The organism is Kitasatospora sp. NPDC089913 (genome assembly GCF_044748625.1).
Taxonomy (GTDB): domain Bacteria; phylum Actinomycetota; class Actinomycetes; order Streptomycetales; family Streptomycetaceae; genus Kitasatospora.
Genome location: NZ_JBIVGI010000015.1, coordinates 24241 through 40988, shown reverse-complemented (window position 1 = coordinate 40988; position 16748 = coordinate 24241). Strand labels below are relative to the sequence as shown.

At 75.5% G+C, this 16748-nt stretch carries 14 protein-coding genes; 7 read left to right on the top strand and 7 right to left on the bottom strand.

Going from position 1 to position 16748, the window contains the following annotated elements:
* The first annotated feature begins 75 nt into the window (after positions 1-75).
* Together paaN and ACIPYS_RS22725 are read left to right on the top strand one after the other, a co-directional pair.
* Positions 76-1776 (top strand): phenylacetic acid degradation protein PaaN, encoded by a 1701-nt coding sequence (gene paaN / locus ACIPYS_RS22730; protein ID WP_400748768.1) that lies wholly within the window; start codon positions 76-78, stop codon positions 1774-1776.
* 168 nt (positions 1777-1944) lie between these two features.
* Positions 1945-3438, top strand: a complete 1494-nt coding sequence (locus tag ACIPYS_RS22725; RefSeq protein WP_400748765.1) for an FAD-dependent monooxygenase — start codon at positions 1945-1947, stop codon at positions 3436-3438.
* Positions 3439-3572: 134 nt separating this feature from the next.
* On the opposite strand, the gene ACIPYS_RS22720 is transcribed toward ACIPYS_RS22725, so the two are convergent.
* Positions 3573-4139 (bottom strand): CGNR zinc finger domain-containing protein, encoded by a 567-nt coding sequence (locus ACIPYS_RS22720; protein WP_093861242.1) that lies wholly within the window; start codon positions 4137-4139, stop codon positions 3573-3575.
* A gap of 325 nt (positions 4140-4464) precedes the next feature.
* On the opposite strand from ACIPYS_RS22720, the gene ACIPYS_RS22715 reads away from it, so the two are divergent.
* From ACIPYS_RS22715 to ACIPYS_RS22700, 4 genes are all read left to right on the top strand, one after another.
* Positions 4465-5493, top strand: a complete 1029-nt coding sequence (locus ACIPYS_RS22715) for a hypothetical protein (RefSeq protein WP_093861241.1) — start codon at positions 4465-4467, stop codon at positions 5491-5493.
* A 200-nt stretch (positions 5494-5693) separates the two neighbouring features.
* The gene (locus tag ACIPYS_RS22710; protein ID WP_093861240.1) at positions 5694-6173 is read left to right on the top strand and encodes a VOC family protein; all 480 of its coding nucleotides are present in this window, start codon (positions 5694-5696) and stop codon (positions 6171-6173) included.
* Positions 6174-6291: 118 nt separating this feature from the next.
* Positions 6292-7230, top strand: a complete 939-nt coding sequence (locus tag ACIPYS_RS22705) for a pyridoxamine 5'-phosphate oxidase family protein (RefSeq protein WP_400748760.1) — start codon at positions 6292-6294, stop codon at positions 7228-7230.
* A 273-nt stretch (positions 7231-7503) separates the two neighbouring features.
* Entirely contained in the window at positions 7504-8832 is a 1329-nt protein-coding gene (locus ACIPYS_RS22700; RefSeq protein WP_400748757.1) for a peptidoglycan-binding protein, read from the top strand.
* A gap of 36 nt (positions 8833-8868) precedes the next feature.
* Here ACIPYS_RS22700 and ACIPYS_RS22695 read toward each other — a convergent pair whose 3' ends face one another.
* Together ACIPYS_RS22695 and ACIPYS_RS22690 are read right to left on the bottom strand one after the other, a co-directional pair.
* The gene (locus ACIPYS_RS22695) at positions 8869-9636 is read right to left on the bottom strand and encodes a TrmH family RNA methyltransferase (RefSeq protein WP_400748754.1); all 768 of its coding nucleotides are present in this window, start codon (positions 9634-9636) and stop codon (positions 8869-8871) included.
* The gene (locus tag ACIPYS_RS22690; protein ID WP_400748751.1) at positions 9633-10283 is read right to left on the bottom strand and encodes a TetR/AcrR family transcriptional regulator; all 651 of its coding nucleotides are present in this window, start codon (positions 10281-10283) and stop codon (positions 9633-9635) included. Before ACIPYS_RS22690 ends, ACIPYS_RS22695 begins: the two co-directional genes overlap by 4 nt.
* Before the next feature lie 102 nt (positions 10284-10385).
* Here ACIPYS_RS22690 and ACIPYS_RS22685 point away from each other — a divergent pair, with 102 nt between their 5' ends.
* On the top strand, positions 10386-11042 hold the full coding sequence (locus ACIPYS_RS22685) for a hypothetical protein (RefSeq protein WP_400748748.1): 657 nt from the start codon (positions 10386-10388) through the stop codon (positions 11040-11042).
* A gap of 36 nt (positions 11043-11078) precedes the next feature.
* On the opposite strand, the gene ACIPYS_RS22680 is transcribed toward ACIPYS_RS22685, so the two are convergent.
* The 4 genes from ACIPYS_RS22680 to ACIPYS_RS22665 all read right to left on the bottom strand — a co-directional run bounded on the left by ACIPYS_RS22680 (position 11079) and on the right by ACIPYS_RS22665 (position 16652).
* On the bottom strand, positions 11079-13226 hold the full coding sequence (locus ACIPYS_RS22680) for an FUSC family protein (protein WP_093861235.1): 2148 nt from the start codon (positions 13224-13226) through the stop codon (positions 11079-11081).
* A gap of 5 nt (positions 13227-13231) precedes the next feature.
* Positions 13232-14611 (bottom strand): HTTM domain-containing protein, encoded by a 1380-nt coding sequence (locus tag ACIPYS_RS22675; RefSeq protein ID WP_400748745.1) that lies wholly within the window; start codon positions 14609-14611, stop codon positions 13232-13234.
* Positions 14608-15267: a DUF5819 family protein gene (locus ACIPYS_RS22670; protein WP_093861233.1), complete on the bottom strand. Its 660-nt coding sequence runs from the start codon at positions 15265-15267 to the stop codon at positions 14608-14610. Before ACIPYS_RS22670 ends, ACIPYS_RS22675 begins: the two co-directional genes overlap by 4 nt.
* Positions 15268-15491: 224 nt before the next feature.
* Positions 15492-16652, bottom strand: coding sequence for a rhodanese-like domain-containing protein (locus tag ACIPYS_RS22665; protein ID WP_400748742.1), 1161 nt, complete (start codon positions 16650-16652; stop codon positions 15492-15494).
* Between the last annotated feature and the right edge of the window lie 96 nt (positions 16653-16748).

Here is a 16748-nt window from a genome sequence, read left to right as displayed (position 1 = left end):
TTCGCCCTCTTGAGCCGACCGATCGTTCGGTTACTCTGTGACGTGTCCCGTCCTCCCCTCTGAGGAGCGCACACCATGTCCGCAGCGGTCACCCACCCCTTCGTCGCCGAACTCGTCGAACGCCACCGGGCCACCCTGGCGGCCGCGGTCGACGCCACCGCCAAGCGCGACTACTGGTCGCCCTACCCCGAGTTCCCGAAGGCGTACGGCGAGAGCGCCGCCGCGGACGGCCGGGCCGCCTTCGAGGCCCTGCTGAACCTGCCGTTCGAGCTCCCCGGCCACCCCGCCGACGGCGACCCGGTGGGCGGTGAGGTCTCCCCGTACGGCCTCGAGCTCGGCATCGGTTACCCGCACGCCGGGCCGGACGCCCTGATCGCCGCGCTGTCCGCCGCCCGCCCGGCCTGGGCCGCCGCCGGCCCGCCCACCCGCGCCGCGGTCTGCCTGGAGATCCTGGCCCGGATCAACGCCCGCTCGCACGAGTTCGCCAACGCGGTCATGCACACCACCGGCCAGGCCTACCCGATGGCCTTCCAGGCCGGCGGCCCGCACGCCCAGGACCGCGGCCTGGAGGCCGTCGCCTACGCGTACGCCGAGCAGACCCGGCTGCCGGAGAGCGCCGGCTGGACCAAGCCGCAGGGCAAGCGGGACCCGCTGGTGATGACCAAGGAGTTCACCGTCGTCCCGCGCGGACTGGCCCTGCTGATCGGCTGCAACACCTTCCCGACCTGGAACGGCTTCCCCGGTCTGTTCGCCTCGCTGGCCACCGGCAACCCGGTGCTGGTCAAGCCGCACCCGCGGGCCGTGCTCCCGCTGGCGCTCACCGTCCGGACCGCCCGCGAGGTGCTGGCCGAGGCCGGCTTCGACCCGAACCTGGTCTGCCTGGCCGCCGAGCACGAGGGCGGCACGGTCGCCCGCACCCTGGCCGTCCGCCCCGAGATCAGGCTGATCGACTACACCGGCTCCACCGCCTTCGGCGACTGGCTGGAGGAGCACGCCAAGCAGGCCGAGGTCTACACCGAGAAGGCCGGCGTGAACACCGTCGTCGTCGACTCCACCGACGACTACAAGGGCATGCTGAACAACCTGGCCTTCTCGCTCTCGCTCTACAGCGGCCAGATGTGCACCACCCCGCAGAACCTGCTGGTCCCGCGCACCGGCATCGACACCGACCAGGGCGCCAAGTCCTACGACGAGGTGGTCCGCGACCTCGCCACCGCCATCGAGGGCCTGCTCTCCGACGACGCCCGCGCCGCGGGCGTGCTCGGCGCCGTGGTCAACCCCGGCGTGCTCCAGCGCTCGGCCGCCGCGGCCGGCGGCGAGTACGGCGAACTCGCCCTCGCCCCGCGGGCCGTGGAGCACCCGGAGTTCCCGGGCGCGACCGTCCGCACCCCGGCGCTGGTCAAGCTGGACGCCGACAAGCCGGACGACCGCACGGTCCTGCGCGGCGAGTGCTTCGGCCCGGTCTCCTTCGCCGTCGCGGTCGAGAACACCGCCGCCGCCGTCGAGCTGCTGCGCGACACCGTCCGCACCCAGGGCGCGATGACCGCCGCCGCCTACACCACCTCCGCCGAGGTCGAGGCCGCCCTGGTCGAGGCCGCCCTCGACGCCGGCGTCTCGCTCTCCCTCAACCTCACCGGCGGGGTGTACGCCAACCAGACCGCCGCCTTCTCCGACCTGCACGGCACCGGCGCCAACCCGGCCGCCAACTCCGCCTACTGCGACGGCGCCTTCGTCGCCAACCGGTTCCGCACCGTGGAGATCCGCCGCCACAGCTGAGCCGCCGCCACCGGGCCGGTACCGCCCTCCCGGTGGCCCCGCCCTCCGGTCCCCGGCCACGCGCCGGGGACCGGAGATTCACAACGCCACTCCCGGGAAGCGATGATGGGGGCCGGGGAAACGCCACGCACGGCGTCCAGCCGCTGTTCGAGCACCGGGAGCTGACACATGACCGAGAAGCAGACCGTCACCGACGTCATCGTGGTCGGCGCCGGGCCGACCGGCCTGCTGCTGGCCGGAGACCTCGCCGCCGCCGGCCTGGGCGTCACCGTGCTGGAGAAGCGCGCCACCGAGTCCAACCTCACCCGGGCGTTCGCCGTGCACGCCCGCACCCTCGAACTCCTCGACGCCCGCGGCCTCGCCGACGACCTCATCGCCACCGGCCGCCCGGTCGAGGCGCTGACGGCCTTCAACCGGGTCCGGATCGACCTCGGCCACCTGCCGACCCGCTTCCCGTTCGTCCTGCTCACGCCGCAGTACAACACCGAACGGCTGCTGCACGACCGGGCCGTGAAGGCCGGCGCGACCGTGCTGCGCGGCGCCGAGGTGACCGGCCTGCGGCAGGACCCCGACGGCGTCACCGTCGAGACGCTCCAGGACGGCGCCACCACCACCCACCGGGCCCGCTACGCGGTCGGCACCGACGGCGTCCGCTCCACCGTCCGCGACCTGCTCGGGCTGCCCTTCCCCGGCGAGTCGGTGGTCGACTCCGTCCTGCTCGCGGACGTCCGCCTGGAGCGCGAGCCCGAGGAGGGCACCGCCGCCGGCGCCGCCGAGACCGGCTTCGCGCTGCTGGTGCCGTTCGGCGACGGCTGGTACCGCGTGCTCGCCCACGACAGCACCGAGAAGGTCCCGGACGGCACCGAGCCCGGACCCGACCTGCTCGCCGACATCACCCGCCGCGCCCTCGGCGAGGACTACGGCCTGCACGACGTCCGCTGGAGCTCCACCTTCCACAGCGACGAGCGGCAGGTCCCCGACTACCGCTCCGGACGGGTCTTCCTGGCCGGCGACGCGGCCCACTGCCACTCCCCGGCCGGCGGCATGGGCATGAACACCGGCCTCCAGGACGCCGCCAACCTCTCCTGGAAGCTCGTCGCCGTCCTGCGCGACGGGGTCGCCGACGAACTGCTCGACAGCTACCAGAGCGAGCGGCACCCCGTCGGCCGGACGGTCCTGCGCGCCTCCGGCGCGATGATCCGGGTCGCGATGGCGCACTCCGCCGCCACCCGGGCGCTGCGCGGGGCACTGGTCCAGGTCGCCGGGCGGGTCGACGCCGTGGTGGACCGGGGCGCCCGCACCGTCTCCGGCCTCGGCATCTCCTACCCCGCGCCCAAGGACGCCCACCCGCTGGTCGGCAAGCGGGTCCCGGACCTGCGGCTGACCGGTCTCGAACCGCCCCGCGAGAACGGCCCGGCCGCCCCGGAGCGGCTCTACGAGGCACTGCGGGCCGGCCGGTTCGTGCTGGTCAGCAATGACGAGGTGGCGGCCGCCGACCCGTGGCGGGAGCGCCTGGTCACGGTCGCCCCGGCCGACCCGCACGGCAAGCTGCGCGACACCGTGCTGCTGATCCGACCGGACGGCTACGCCGCCTGGGCCGCCGTCGACCCGGGCGCCGGCGAGCTGCGCGCCGCCCTCACCGAATGGCTCGGCGAGGCCTGAGCCGCCCGCGCGGGCCCGGGGGAGAGGCGCCCTCCCGGGCCCGCCCGGCACCGGCCCGCCGGCCCGGCACCCGGCCCGCCGGCCCGGTGCCGGGCCACGGGGCTACGGGGCTACGGGGCTACGGGGCTACGGGGCTACGGCCGCACCTTCTCGTAGTGGCGGGCCGCCTTGGCCCGGTTCCCGCACACGGCCATCCGGCACCAGCGGCGCCGGCCGTTCTGCGAGGTGTCGAAGAAGTGCAGGATGCACGCCTCGTGCGCGCACTTCTTGATCCGCGCCGGCCCCTGCGCCAGCAGCCCCAGGAAGTCGTCCACCGCCAGCCAGGCGGCCAGCCACCGCGGCTCGTCCACCTCGACCCGGTCCACCGGCCCGGCCGCCGAGGCCTCCCGCCGGATCCGCCCGTGCCGCAGCACCGCGTCCAGCCCGGCCAGCGACCCGGCCCCGGGCAGCCCGCCCGCGTCCAGCTCCCGGACGGCCGCCCGGAGCGCCTCCCGGGCCTCCCGCAGGGCAGCGAGCCCCGCGTCGTCCGCCGGGCAGCGACCGGCCAGTCCGGCCGTGGAGAGCCAGATCGCGAAGCCGTCCGGCCCGTCGAGCAGATCGTTCACCGGCTCGCCGGCCCACCGCGTGTTCAGCAGGTCGAGCGCGAGCGGCTCGCCGAGCAGCGGGCGCGGGTCCCGCGGGTCTGCTGTCCGCTCGGTCATCGGCGCTCCCTCGCTCCCGGCCGGTTCCCTCGCCCCAGGCCGGTCCCCGAGTCTACGTCGGGCCCCCGCCCCGGGACCCGTGGCCGGAACCTGCCGCCACCGGTCCGGAACGCACCACCCGGCCCGGAGGAGGTCCGTGTGTTTCCGCACTGTTTCAAGATCGCTAACCTGGCGGTGCACCGCCCGTGACCACTGTCATACGCACGACTGATGACGTAGCCTCTCGACCGTGCATAGGGTTCCCCACAGCTCGGCGAGGCCGTTGACGGCGCGTTCCGGCGCCGCTCCGGGTCTGCCGCACCCGCTCGGTGGGGAAGGTAACCACATGGCCTCACAGCATCCCCAGGACGCCCGGCTCAGACTGGTCGGGCCGCACCCTGCCACGGCCGCGCCCGCACCCGGGCCGCCCGCGCCCGCACCCCCGCTGTCGCCCGCGCCGACGCCGGGACGCCCCAGCCCGACCGGCGGCTTCGCCGACACCCTGCACGTCGCGATCGAGGCCAGCGGCCTCAGCCTGGACCGGATCCGCGCCGCCCTGGCCCAACGCGGCGTCAGGGTCAGTGTCACGACGCTGAGTTACTGGCGGCGCGGGCGCAGCCAGCCCGAGCGGGCCAGCTCGCTGCGCGCCGTCCACCTGCTGGAGGAACTCCTCGGCCTGCCGCACTCCACGCTGTCCGCGCTGCTCGGCCCGCCGCGTCCGCGCGGCCGCTGGGCGGCCAGTGCCGGCGCCAGCCACCTGCGGCTGGAGGACGTCTGGCCGGGCGAGCAGCAGATCGCCGACGTCTTCGCCGAACTGGACGCCCCACCGGCCGGCGAGCTGGAGCGGCTCTCGGTCCACGACTCGTACTTCGTGGACGCCGACCGGCGCGGCAACCTGCTGCGGATGCGCCAGGTGGTCCGCGCCACGGTGTCCGGGGTGACCCGCTGCCTGGTGGTGCACAAGGCCGACGAGGAGGCGACCGGCTGTCCGGAGATCACCGGCGTCCGGCACGGCCGGCTCGGCCGGGTGCGCCGCCGCCCGGACACCGGCCTGATCGTCGGCGAGGTGATGCTGGACCGCCCGCTGGGCCTCGGCGACAGCACGGTCTTCGAGTACGAGGTCGAGATCCCCTCCGGCGGCGCCGAGACGACGGAGTACAGCCGCCGCTTCGCCACCCCGGTGCGCGAGTACGTGCTCCAGGTCCACTTCGACCCGGCGACCGTGCCGGTGCACTGCGAGCGCTACGACCGCGACCCGGGCGCCGACGTCGACCGCCGTCGCGAGCAGCTCTGGATCGGCGCCTCGGCCAGTGCCCAGATCCTCGCCCCCGACCAGCAGCCGGGCCACATCGGCGCCCGGTGGGAGTGGGAGTAGCCGCACCCCGGCCCGGCGCCCCCGCGCCCGCTCCTCGGCACCCGGTTCTCCCGTATTTGTCATGGCATAGCCATGCCCGGAATTTCTAACCATTGAAACCACCCGCACCGGTTGACCTCTCTCAAGACTAACCCCTATGGTCGCTAATAACGGTTAGACAGCGGCGCCTCGGGGCGCCCTGGCCACGGGAGTGATCAGGCATGTCCGGCACCAGCACCAGCGCCATCACCAGCACCCTGCAGACCGGCCACGTGGGCCTGAACGTCACCGACCTCGACCGCTCCACCGCCTTCTACCGGCGCGTCCTCGGACTGGAGCCGGTCGCGGAGGGCACCGACCCGGAGCACCGCTACACCTTCCTCGGCCGCGACGGCCGCCCGGTGCTCACCCTCTGGCAGCAGAGCGAGGGCACCTTCGCCACCGCCGCCCCCGGGCTGCACCACCTCTCCTTCCAGGTCGACTCGCTCGACGAGGTCCGCGCCGCCGAGGCCCTGCTGCGCGAGCTGGGCGCCTCCTTCGCCTACGACGGCGTCGTCCCGCACCGCGAGGGGGCCGCCTCCGGCGGGATCTTCTTCACCGACCCCGACGGCATCCGGCTGGAGATCTACACCCCGGCGGGCGTCGACGGAACCGGCGCCGAGGCCCCCACCGCCACCGCCCCGACCTGCGGGTTCTTCTAGAAACTTTGCAAAGTGCCACTTTGCAAAGTCCCCACAGGTGTTTGCAAAGTGCCACTTCGCAAAGAGTTCCGCGAACACCGCCAGGCCGTACCGCCCGATCCCGAGGGAGGCACCCGTCATGACCGGCACCGGCACCGACACCCCCTACCACCCCGGCGAACGGGCCGTGCAGGCCCGGGCCGGCCGCACCGACCGGGCCGACCACTCCGGCCGCGCCGTCGGCAGTACCGTCCCCGCCGTCGCCGCCCGCTTCCTGACCGAGCGGCGGATGCTGGTGGTCGGCGCGGCCGACACCGACGGCCGGCTCTGGGCCACCCAGCTCGGCGGACCGGCCGGCTTCCTGCGGGCCCCCGACGAGCGGACGGTCACGGTGGCCGCCCACCCGGCCGGGGACGACCCGCTGGCCGCCGCCCTGGCCCGCCCCGCCGAGGTCGGCACCGTGGCCCTGGACCCGGCCGCCCGGCGCCGGATGCGGGTCAACGGCCGCTCCGCGCCGGACGGCCGGGGCGGGCTGGTGATCACCGCCGAGCAGGTCTACGCCAACTGCCCGAAGTACATCCAGCGCCGCCACCCGGTGGACCGCCCCGGGGCCGGCGCCCCGCGCCGGGTGGCGGCCGGTCCGTTGCTGAGCACCGCCCAGCAACTGCTGGTGAGCACCGCCGACACCTTCTTCGTCGCCACCGCCGGCCCGGACGGCCGGACGGACGCCTCGCACCGCGGCGGCAACCCGGGTTTCCTGCGGGTCCTCGGTCCGGACCGGCTGCGCTGGCCCGACTACCCGGGCAACAACATGTTCATGACCCTCGGCAACCTGGAGTTCGACCCGCGGGCCGGACTGCTCGTCCCGGACTGGGAGACCGGCGGCGCGCTGCTGATCACCGGCGAAGCCAGGACGGACTGGTCCGGCCCCGCCGCCGCCGGCCTGCCGGGCGCCGAACGGGTGGTCGACCTGACCGTCACCGGCGTCGTCGAACTGGCCGACGCCACCCCGCTGAGCTGGAGCGAACCCGAGTACTCGCCCGCCAATCCGCCCGCCTCCGCACGCCCCGTCAGCTGACGGACAGGCGGACCGACGGACAGCCAACCCGGCCCGCCACGACGCCCGGCGGACCACCGGGCCCGCACCCCGCGCCGACAGCACGCCCTCTCCGCGCCACGCCCGGGATCCCCGGCGACCGTCACCCGCGCGGAGCAGCCCACCGCGCCGACCAGGTGTCAGCTTTGGGACTTTTGTCCGGACGACACCCCGTGTCGCCCTGGAAGAGGACCGTGCTGTCGCGCCGTCAGCGGCCCGACGGACACCTCCCTCCCCAGGAGAAGGAGGCGGAGCATGACCACAACCGGCCGAACGGCCCCGTTGCTCCGGTTCGACGAGGTCGAACCGGACGAGGACTGCATATGCGGGGGCTGCGGCGCCCGCCGGCGCGCCCGGCTGCACGCCGCACCGGTGCACGAGGGCGGCCACGCCGCGGCCCGCAGCGTCCGCCGCCGGGCCGCCGTCCTGCTGGCCGCCGTCGGCACCGCGCTCGGCGGCACGGCCGGGGTCGCCACCGCGGCGCCCGCCCCGGCCCCGACCCCCGGCGGCCCGTCCACCCCCCGCGGCGACACCCCGCAGGGCGAGGTCGGCGGCCTCTACGGTCAGAGCGCCGCCGACGACCGGACCGCCGACGCCCAGCCGGTCACCCGGGCCGCGATCATCGAACGGGCGCAGCGCTGGGTCGACCAGAAGGTCCCGTACAGCATGAGCCGCTACTGGTCGGACGGGTACCGCCAGGACTGTTCCGGCTTCGTCTCGATGGCGTGGGGGCTCGGGAGCAGCCAGACCACCTGGACCCTGACGGACTTCGCCGAGCGGATCACCAAGGCCGAGCTCCAGCCCGGTGACGTCCTGATCCACAACGATCCGGCCAGCCCGCGGAGCGGTTCGCACGTCACCGTCTTCGGCGGCTGGACGGACTCCACCCGCACCCGCTACCTGGCGTACGAGCAGACGTCCCCGGGGGCGACCAGGCGCGCGACCCCGTACGCCTACTGGTCCAACTCGGCCACCTACGTCCCCTACCGCTACAAGGGTCTGACCACGGGCGGGAACAGCAGTGACAGTGCCGGGGCCGCGGCGTTCCCGGGGGCCGACAAGTTCGGGCCGGGAGCGGACAACGCCTATGTCACCAGGCTCGGCGAGATGCTGGTGCGACGCGGCGGGGGCCGGTTCTACACCGAGGGGCCGGGGCCGCGCTGGAGCGAGTCGGACCGGCAGGCCACCGAGGCGTTCCAGCTCGCGCAGGGCTGGCGGGGCGCCGAGGCGGACGGGGTCCCGGGCAAGGACACCTGGGACTACCTGGTGAACGGCAAGGGCCGGAACATCGACGGCGCCGCCCCGCTCCCCCCGCCGCCGCCCGCCTCCTCGCCGGACGGCGTCCCGCCGGCCTTCCCCGGCCTCGGCGCCTTCGGCCCGGGCGCGGTGGGCGAGGAGGTCGAGCGGCTGGGCGCCCGGTTGGTCCGCAGGGGCTTCGGCGACGCCTACGCCGAGGGCCCGGGACCGCGCTGGACGGAGGCCGACCGGAGCGCTGTCCGGGCGTTCCAGGAGTCCCTGGGGTGGAGCGGCGCGGAGGCGGACGGCTACCCCGGGCCGGACACCTGGCGGCTGCTGTTCTCCTGACCCGCCCGGCTCCCGTGCCGGGCGGGGGACGGCCGGTCAGACGCCGCCGGCGCCGGGCGGGCGCCCCGACATCCAGTGGAACAGCCCCATCGCCACGCTGGTCGCCAGGTTGAAGCTGGAGACCCCGGGCCGCATCGGCACCGCGACCAGCCGGTCGGCCCGGGCCCGCAGCTCCGCCGAGACGCCGTGCCGCTCGGTGCCGAAGGCGAGCACCGCGTCGTCCGGGAAGGCCGTCTCCCGGATGTCGGTGCCCTCGGGGTCCAGTACGTGGAGCGGACCGGCCGGCAGTTCCGGCAGGGTCAGCCGCTCGACGGCGGTGGCGAAGTGCAGGCCGGCGCTGCCGCGGAGCACGGCGGGGTGCCACGGGTCGAGTTCGCCGGTGGTGACCACGCCGGCCGCGCCGAAGCCGGCGGCCAGCCGGATGACGGCGCCCACGTTGCCCAGGTTGCGGGGGTTCTCCAGCAGCACGACGGGCGCCGGCCGGGGCCGGACGGCCAGCGCGGCGCGGTTGGCCGCGGTGGTGGGGCGCACGGCCAGGGCGACCACCCCGGTGGGGCTCAGCCGGGGTGCGAGGGTGCGCAGCGCGGCCTCCGGGAGTTCGACGGCCAGCGCGTCCAGCGCGGGGGCGACGTCCGGGGCCAGTTCGGCGGCGAGTGCCAGCAGTGCGGCCCGGTCGGCGGTCAGCACCTGCCGGACGGCGCCGCCGAACCGCAGTGCGTGCTTCAGCGGGTGGAAGCCGTCCAGCAGGACGGCGCCCGGCTCCTCGGCGCCGGTCCGCCAGGCGCGCAGCTGTTCCTCGTTCATCCCGCCCACTCTGCCACCTCGGGTTCGCCCGGCCGGCCGGCGGCGGTGATGACCTGGTCGAAGGTGAGCGGTTCGCCGCTGTCCTCCTCGGGCGCTCCGGGCCGCAGCCCGGCCAGGGCGAGGTCCAGGTGCCGGTGGACGAGTGTGCCGTCGGCGTCGAGTGCGGCCAGACCGCCCGGGAGCGGGCGGGAGACGCGGACGCAGAGCAGCACCAGGTCGCCCGTGCCGACGTCCGCGCGGAGTCGGCCGGCGTCCTGGGCGGCGCGCAGCAGTTCTCCGGCCGCCGTGACCGCGCGGGAGCGGGCGGCGGCCAGTTCCCCGTCGACGACCAGCCGTTCGAGCAGCACGACGATCGCCGCTCCCATCCGCAGGTCGGCGGCGGCGTGCACGAAGCGGCGCAGAGCGCGGTACGGGTCCGGCTCGTCCTCCCGGGCCCGGTCGGCGGCCGCGGCGAGCCGGGTGAGCAGGTCGGTGACGAGGGCCCGGACGAGGGCCTCCCGGTCGGGGAAGCGCCGGTAGAGGGTGCCGGGGCCGACGCCGGCGCGGCGGACCACCGCGTCCAGCGGGGCGTCGGGGCCGCGTTCCAGGAACACTTCGCAGGCCGCGTCCAGGATCCTGCGTCGACTGCGTTCCGCGTCCGCTCTCATCGCCAGCCCTTAACCGGAGGAATTTTCTCCTCCTATGCTACCGTCCAGCGAGACGGAGAAATTCTCTCCGCTTAGCGGGGCACCCCTTCGAGGAGCGACGCCATGACGACCACCTCACCGCCGGCCATCCACATCGACATCGACGGCACCGGGTACGACCGCCCGGCCGTCCTCGCCTGGGAGCTGGACCGTTCCCGGGCCGCCCTGCGACTGCTCAAGCAGCGCCTCGGCGACGACCGCGTCCGCGAGCTGCTCGCCGCCGACACCGCCGCGACCGGCGCCGCGACGGTCGACTGGCTGCGGCTCTCCGGCGGCCGGTGGCGTGCGGCCGTCACCGAGCTGACCGCCACCGGCATCGACGCCGGGACCTTCCTCGCCTGGTGGCAGGGCCGGCTGCGGGCCGGCGACCGGGCCGCCCTGCTGGCCGCCAACCCGGAGCACTACCTGGCCGACTCCACCGGTGGAACGGTCGAGATCATCGAGACGGTGGGCGCCGGGCCGCTCCGCTTCCACCTCCGTTTCCACCCCACCCCGGCGACCCCGGAGTACCCGGTCCGGATCGGTGGCACCGGCCACCTCGCGGACGGCTCCGAGGTGCTGCGGGTGATGCACGAGTTCGCCGACTCCCCCCGGGGGCTGCGGATCCGGCTCACCGTCGAGTTCCCGGCAGCGGCCCCGGTCGAGCTGTCGACCGGTCATCAGTGGCACTTCGCGTGCGAGTTCGCCAACTGGCTGGAGGCGGCGGCAGCAGCCTCCTGACGGCGGGGCGGCGCGAGCCGACGACCGGAACCCGGCCTAACGTCCCGTCGGCTCCGGCTCGCGCCGCCCGGCGGCTCCCGCCGTACCGCCGGCCCGCAGCGCCCGTTCCAGGTCCTTCAGCGCCTGCAGCAGCAGTCTGGTCCCGGCCCTCACCACGTCCCGCTGCACCCCGGGCGGCGCGTCGGAGAGCCGCCGCTCCAGCCGCTCCTGGGCCTCCCGGACGGCGCCGAAGTCCACCGGCTGCCCGGTCAGCAGCGCGCCCGCCGAGAGCGCGGTGGCCAGCCGCAGTTCCTCGGCGAACTCGGCCGCGCCCGGCACCGGCTCGGCGTCGGGCCCGGGCAGGTGGGCCTCCAGCAGGACGGCGACCCGTCCGAGGTGGCCGACCGCCGCCCGGGCCCGGTCTAGCTGGCGGCGGCTGACCCCGGGCAGGCCGGAGGCGTGCCGACCGGGTTCGGCGTCGGCCCGCTGCATCGCCTGGAGCAGTTCCGAGCGCGCCTCCCGGGAGTCCAGCAGCGCCCCGCGCACCTCCCGCCCGCGCGGGGCGGCCGGCCGTTCGTAGACGGCGATCACCTCGGCCGTGTACCGACCGGCGGCGGCCAGCCACTCGGCCAGCCGCTCGCCGAGCCTGGCCGTCTGCCAGGTCGGGAAGAGCGCGTAGACGAACAGGGCCAGCGAGCCGCCGAGCAGCGTGAGGCCGACCCGTTCGACGGCGGTGACCAGCGGGTTCCCCTCCTGGAGTCCGAGCAGGAAGACGGCGTAGGAGGAGATGCAGGCGGTGACCACGGCGTAGCCGGTGCGGAAGGCCAGATAGGCGCCGCCGATCGAGAGCACGGCGAGTGCGGCCAGCACCCACTCGCCGGGCCGCGCCAGCTGCACCACCAGGGTGGAGACCGCGACCCCGACCGCCGTCCCGGCCAGCCGGGCCACGCCCCGGCTGTAGGTCTGGGCGAAGTCCGGGCGCATCACCATGGCGGCGGTCATCGGCGCCCAGTAGCCGTGTTCGAAACCGACCAGCCGGGCCAGCAGATAGGCCGCGGTGACCACTCCGGCCAGCCGGACGGCGTGCTGGAAGACGGCCGAGTGCGGCCGGAACTGCCGCCGCACCGCGCGCAGCGCCGTCGGCAGCATCCGGATCAGCGGCGGTTTGCGCAGCGTCCCGCCGGGCTGGACGACGGGGGTGTCGATGGTGTCCTCGGCGCCCCGGTCGAGCGCGTCGGCGGCGCCGCGGAGCAGCCCGGCCAGCCGGCGCGCGGCGCGGCGGGCGGCGCCGCGCAGTTCCGGTCCCTCGGTCCGGGCGACGAGGGTGAGGGCCGGGGCGGAGGAGGGCAGCCGGAGCGGGTCGCCGGTGCGGATCGCCCGGGCCAGGGCGTCCATCGCCTCGGCGGCGGCCGCCAGGACCTCGCGGGCCCGGTCGCGTTCGGGGCCCTCCGCGGGGGCGCCGACCTTGGGGTCGGCGATGGCCGCCAGGGTGGGCCTGATGCGTTCGGCGAGGCCGCGCAGGCCGCGCAGCTCGGGCGGGCGGTTGCGGTCCTGCCAGGGGGTGAGCGCGGCGGCGTGCCGGGCCGTCATGAACGGTGCCGGGTCGATGTGCGCGGTCGGGTCCTGGCGCAGCCGCCGGGCGTAGTCGGCGAGTTCGGCGTAGGTGTCGGCGAGCGCCTCGCGCTGGGCGGTCCAGCTGCCGATCGGCCAGACGGTGATGACCAGGGCCTGGACGACGCCGCCGAGCGCGCAGACCAGTCCGTGGCCGAGCGCGGTGAGCGGGCTGACGGGCAGCTGGACCACGATCAGCATCACCGAGAGGGTGTTGGCGGCGACGATTCCGGCGGTCGGTCCGACGGCCCAGGCGAGTCCGGCGCCGAAGGCCCAGACGGCGAGCAGGACGGGGAAGGCCCCGGGCACTCCGACCGCGAGGTAGCCGAGGAAGGTGCTGACGCCGAGTCCGGTACCGGCGGCGACGGCGAGGGTGGCGCGGGGGCGGAAGCTGCGCTGGAAGGTCGCGGTGCCGGCGATGAACGCGCCCATCGCCGCCGAGGTGGCGAGGCGGGCGCCGCCGAGGGCCAGGGTCGGGAAGAGCACCAGGGCGACGGCGACCGCCCCGCGCACCGCCCGTTTGGGATCGGTGAGCGCCCGGTCGACGGTCAGTCCGGTCCGCGCGGTGTCTCGAAGTGCGGCGAACCAGGACATAACGGTCAGCTTAGTGCTGCCCTCCGCGGCCGGATCCGCGCGACCCGCGCCCCGACCCAGCACAGCGCCGCCGTCGGCAGGAAGACCGCGTCCGCCGCGATCATCGCCAGCGAGAACACCGGCAGCCCGAGCAGGACGGCGATCCCGACGTGCTCGGCCATCATCACCACCAGCAGCGCGTTCTTGACCCTCCGGTCGACCAGCGTGAACGGGAAGCCGACCTGGAGCAGCACCGTCCCGTAGGAGATCAGGAACACCGGCAGCAGCGCCCCGCCGACCAGCCCCGACAGGCCCGGCCAGGGGGTGAAGTAGTCCAGGTGCAGCGGGTAGTACAGCGCGGTGCCGTCCTGCCAGCGCGAGCCCTGCACCTTGTACCAGCCGGCCGTGGCGTAGATCAGCACCACCTCGACGGCGATCACCAGCATCGCGCAGTTGTGCACCATGGTCGCCAGCGCGTCCAGCACCGCCCGGGTCTCGCCCTCCGGCGCCAGCCGGCCGGCCAGCCACCACAGCCCGGCCACCGCCCACAGCCCCCAGAACAGCGGCGCCCAGCCGACGTACGGGAACCCCGGGGTGGTCCAGGCCAGGCTGGTCCCGGCGAAGCCGCCCAGCTGACAGACCAGCAGCAGCCCGCCGAGCAGCGACCAGAGCGGCACCCCGCCACGCCCGGAGCCGCCCCGGCGGGCGTCCAGCGACCACACCTCGGCGCACCGGGTGAAGACCAGGTAGACCGCCATCAGGTGGACGATGTTGTCGCCGCCGTCGCCCAGGAAGACATTGCGGTTCTGCAGCGACAGCACGGTGACCAGGAACAGCACCGTGCTCGCCCTGGTCCGCCAGCCGAGCAGGACGGCCAGCGCGGCCAGCACCGCCAGGTGGTAGACCAGCTCGAACCAGAGCCGACCGCCGAACCAGGGCAGCACGGTCAGCGCCCCGTTGTCGGCCAGCAGCCGCTGGGCCAGGTCGGCCGACCAGGGCGAGGTGTCGCCGTACAGCAGCCGCCGGTTGGGCCACTCCCGCAGCAGGTACGCCAGCCAGACCAGCCCGAAGCCGATCCGCACCGTCGCCGCCTGGTACCGCCCGAGCACCCGCCCGGTGAACACCGCGACCGCCCGCCCGGCGAGCCCGGCCGGCCCGGCCCGACGGACGCCGGCGGGCGGGCCGGCCGTCTCCGGGCCGGGCTGCCGGGGGATCCCGGCCACCACCGCCGCCGCCACCGCCGCGTCGGCCGCGTCCCCGGCTGCGTCGACCGCCCCGGCCGGACCGACGCCCCCGGCCGTACCGGCCGCGTCGACGACCCCGGCCGTACCGGCCACCTCGACGCCCCCGGCCGGGTCGGTCACGCCGGTCGTGTCGCCCGGTCCGCCGGGCACCGCCGCGCTCACCGGAGCCCCCGCAGGTCCCCGGCCTTCACCGGCCACCAGGGCAGCTCCCGCACCTTCGGCGCGCCGGGCGCCGCCTCCCCGCTCCACGCCGGCGGCGCGACCGTCGTACTGGTCACCCGCAGCTCGACCGCCACCACCGGCCGACCGTCCACGCTCGGGCCGATCCGCTGCACCGCGATCCGCTTCAGGTACTCCTCGGCGAGCGTGCCGCGCGGATTGGTCGCCGACTCGTCCTGGGCGCTGTGCGAACCGTCGTAGAAGTCCCACGCGCGCCGCAGCAGGTTCTGGTCCGCGTGGCTGGGCGCCGGATTGCCCCGGATCGCGGCGATGTCCTGAGCGGTCAGCCCGACCCACTCGTGGATCCGCGCCTCCCCGTCCGGCGATTCGGTCCGCACCCGGGCGTCCACGGCGACGTTCTGCTGCAGCGGATTGGGCGCGAACAGCTTCCAGTTCTGCTCGAACTCCGGATAGATCAGGCCGTCCACCTGCTCCCGGTACTCCCGGGACAGCGAATTGGCGGGTGCCACGTGCAGGAAGACCGCGCCGAGGAAGAGCCCGGTGGCACCGGTCAGCAGGGCTCCGGCCGCGCCCAGGACGACCCGCGCGGGCGCCGACCAGGGCCGGCGGACGGGCGGCGGGTCCGTGCTCTCGGCCATGAACTCCCCCGGGGACGGGTGGGGCCGGCACCGCGCCGGCCCGGTCGCGCGCCCATCCTGCCCTACTCCCCGGGGCGGACGGATCCCCCCGGTCGTCCGTTCCCCGGGCCCCGGCCCGGAACCTGGTCCAAGACATGGTTCAAGGCCTGGTCCGAGGCATGGCCCGGGTCCTGGTCCAGAACCCGGCCCGGGTCGTGGCTCCGGATCGTGCTCCGGGACCTGCCTCAGAGGACGAAGGCGTCCTGCCCGCCGGTGCTCACCATCGGGCGCCCGGCACCGTCCCAGGCGTACATGCCGCCGTCCACGTTGACCGCCTCCCGGCCGTTCTGCACCAGGTACTGGACGACCTGCGCGGAGCGCCCGCCGACCCGGCAGAGCACGTAGAGCTTCTCCTCCGGCAGCTCGCCGAGCCGGGCGACGACCTCGCCGATCGGGATGTGCAGGGCGCCCGCCACGTGTCCGGCGTCCCATTCGTCCTGCTCCCGGACGTCCAGCAGGGCGGCGTCGGCGGGCACGGCGGCGGCGTCGATGGTGGGGATCTGCGCGAACATCGTCTGGTTCTCCTGGGCTTCGGGATCGGCGCCGCCATTCTCCCCCACCGGACGGCCGCCGAGCAGCCCTTCCAGCTCGGCCTGCTGCGCGGCGGCCCTGGCCAGCAGCTGCTCGGCCAGCTCGGCCAGCAGCCCGTCCGGGTCCTGCGGGGCCAGGGCCAGCAGCTCGCCCATCGCGCTGCGCTCCAGCCGGACCTGCTCCGCGGCCAGCTCGCCGATCCGCCCGGTCAGCCACTCCAGCCGGCGGCGCAGCCAGCCGAGCCGCCCGGGGGAGTCGGTCGCGGGCGCAGCCTCGGGCGCGGTGGACCACTCGGCCGACAGCGCCTCCAGGGCGCCGGTGTCGCCGTACGCGTAGGCCTCGTTGACCCGGGCCAGGAACGCCGCCCGGCGCTCCTGCTCGGCCGGGTCGGTGGACAGGTCGGGGTGGGCCCGGCGCACCAGCTCGCGGTAGATCCGCTGGGCGTCCCGGCCGGGACGGACCCGGACCGGCGCGGGCGGCGGCGGGGTGTCCTCCTGGGCCCGGACGCTGTCGAACAGCGCGTCCAGGTCCGGCATGTCGTCCACCCGCTGCCGCGCCTCGTGGGCCCGCCGGAGGTCGTCCGGCAGCCCGGTCCGGGCGGCCACGGCCTCGGCCAGCAGCGCGTCCAGCTCGTCCAGCCGGGCGTAGAGCGGACCGAGCAGCTGGTGGTGGATCAGCGCGAAGTTGTCGATCTCGACGCGCAGTGTCCGCACGTCGACGTCCATGGTCAGCCAGGCGAGTTCGGCGGCCTCGACCCGCTCCTCCAGCTCCCCCTGCTGCGGATCCGTCCAGCGGACGGGGATCTGCGCGGTCACCTCTGGCCTCCGTCTCCTGCTGTCCGGTGCGGGGCCGGCCGGGCCCGTGCTGCGACCCTACCGCCCGGACCCGGCCCGGCCTGCGGGCCGGACGGG

Bases quoted from the DNA above. Each gene is read 5' to 3' on its own strand.
- ACIPYS_RS22720 (WP_093861242.1), bottom strand. From the start codon at position 4,139: ATGACCGAGCGGACAGCAGACCCGCGGGACCCGCGCCCGCTGCTCGGC.
- ACIPYS_RS22680 (WP_093861235.1), bottom strand. From the start codon at position 13,226: ATGTCCTGGTTCGCCGCACTTCGAGACACCGCGCGGACCGGACTGACC.
- ACIPYS_RS22690 (WP_400748751.1), bottom strand. From the start codon at position 10,283: ATGAGAGCGGACGCGGAACGCAGTCGACGCAGGATCCTGGACGCGGCC.
- ACIPYS_RS22705 (WP_400748760.1), top strand. From the start codon at position 6,292: ATGACCGGCACCGGCACCGACACCCCCTACCACCCCGGCGAACGGGCC.
- ACIPYS_RS22695 (WP_400748754.1), bottom strand. From the start codon at position 9,636: ATGAACGAGGAACAGCTGCGCGCCTGGCGGACCGGCGCCGAGGAGCCG.
- ACIPYS_RS22725 (WP_400748765.1), top strand. From the start codon at position 1,945: ATGACCGAGAAGCAGACCGTCACCGACGTCATCGTGGTCGGCGCCGGG.
- ACIPYS_RS22710 (WP_093861240.1), top strand. From the start codon at position 5,694: ATGTCCGGCACCAGCACCAGCGCCATCACCAGCACCCTGCAGACCGGC.
- ACIPYS_RS22685 (WP_400748748.1), top strand. From the start codon at position 10,386: ATGACGACCACCTCACCGCCGGCCATCCACATCGACATCGACGGCACC.
- ACIPYS_RS22700 (WP_400748757.1), top strand. From the start codon at position 7,504: ATGACCACAACCGGCCGAACGGCCCCGTTGCTCCGGTTCGACGAGGTC.
- paaN (WP_400748768.1), top strand. From the start codon at position 76: ATGTCCGCAGCGGTCACCCACCCCTTCGTCGCCGAACTCGTCGAACGC.
- ACIPYS_RS22670 (WP_093861233.1), bottom strand. From the start codon at position 15,267: ATGGCCGAGAGCACGGACCCGCCGCCCGTCCGCCGGCCCTGGTCGGCG.
- ACIPYS_RS22715 (WP_093861241.1), top strand. From the start codon at position 4,465: ATGGCCTCACAGCATCCCCAGGACGCCCGGCTCAGACTGGTCGGGCCG.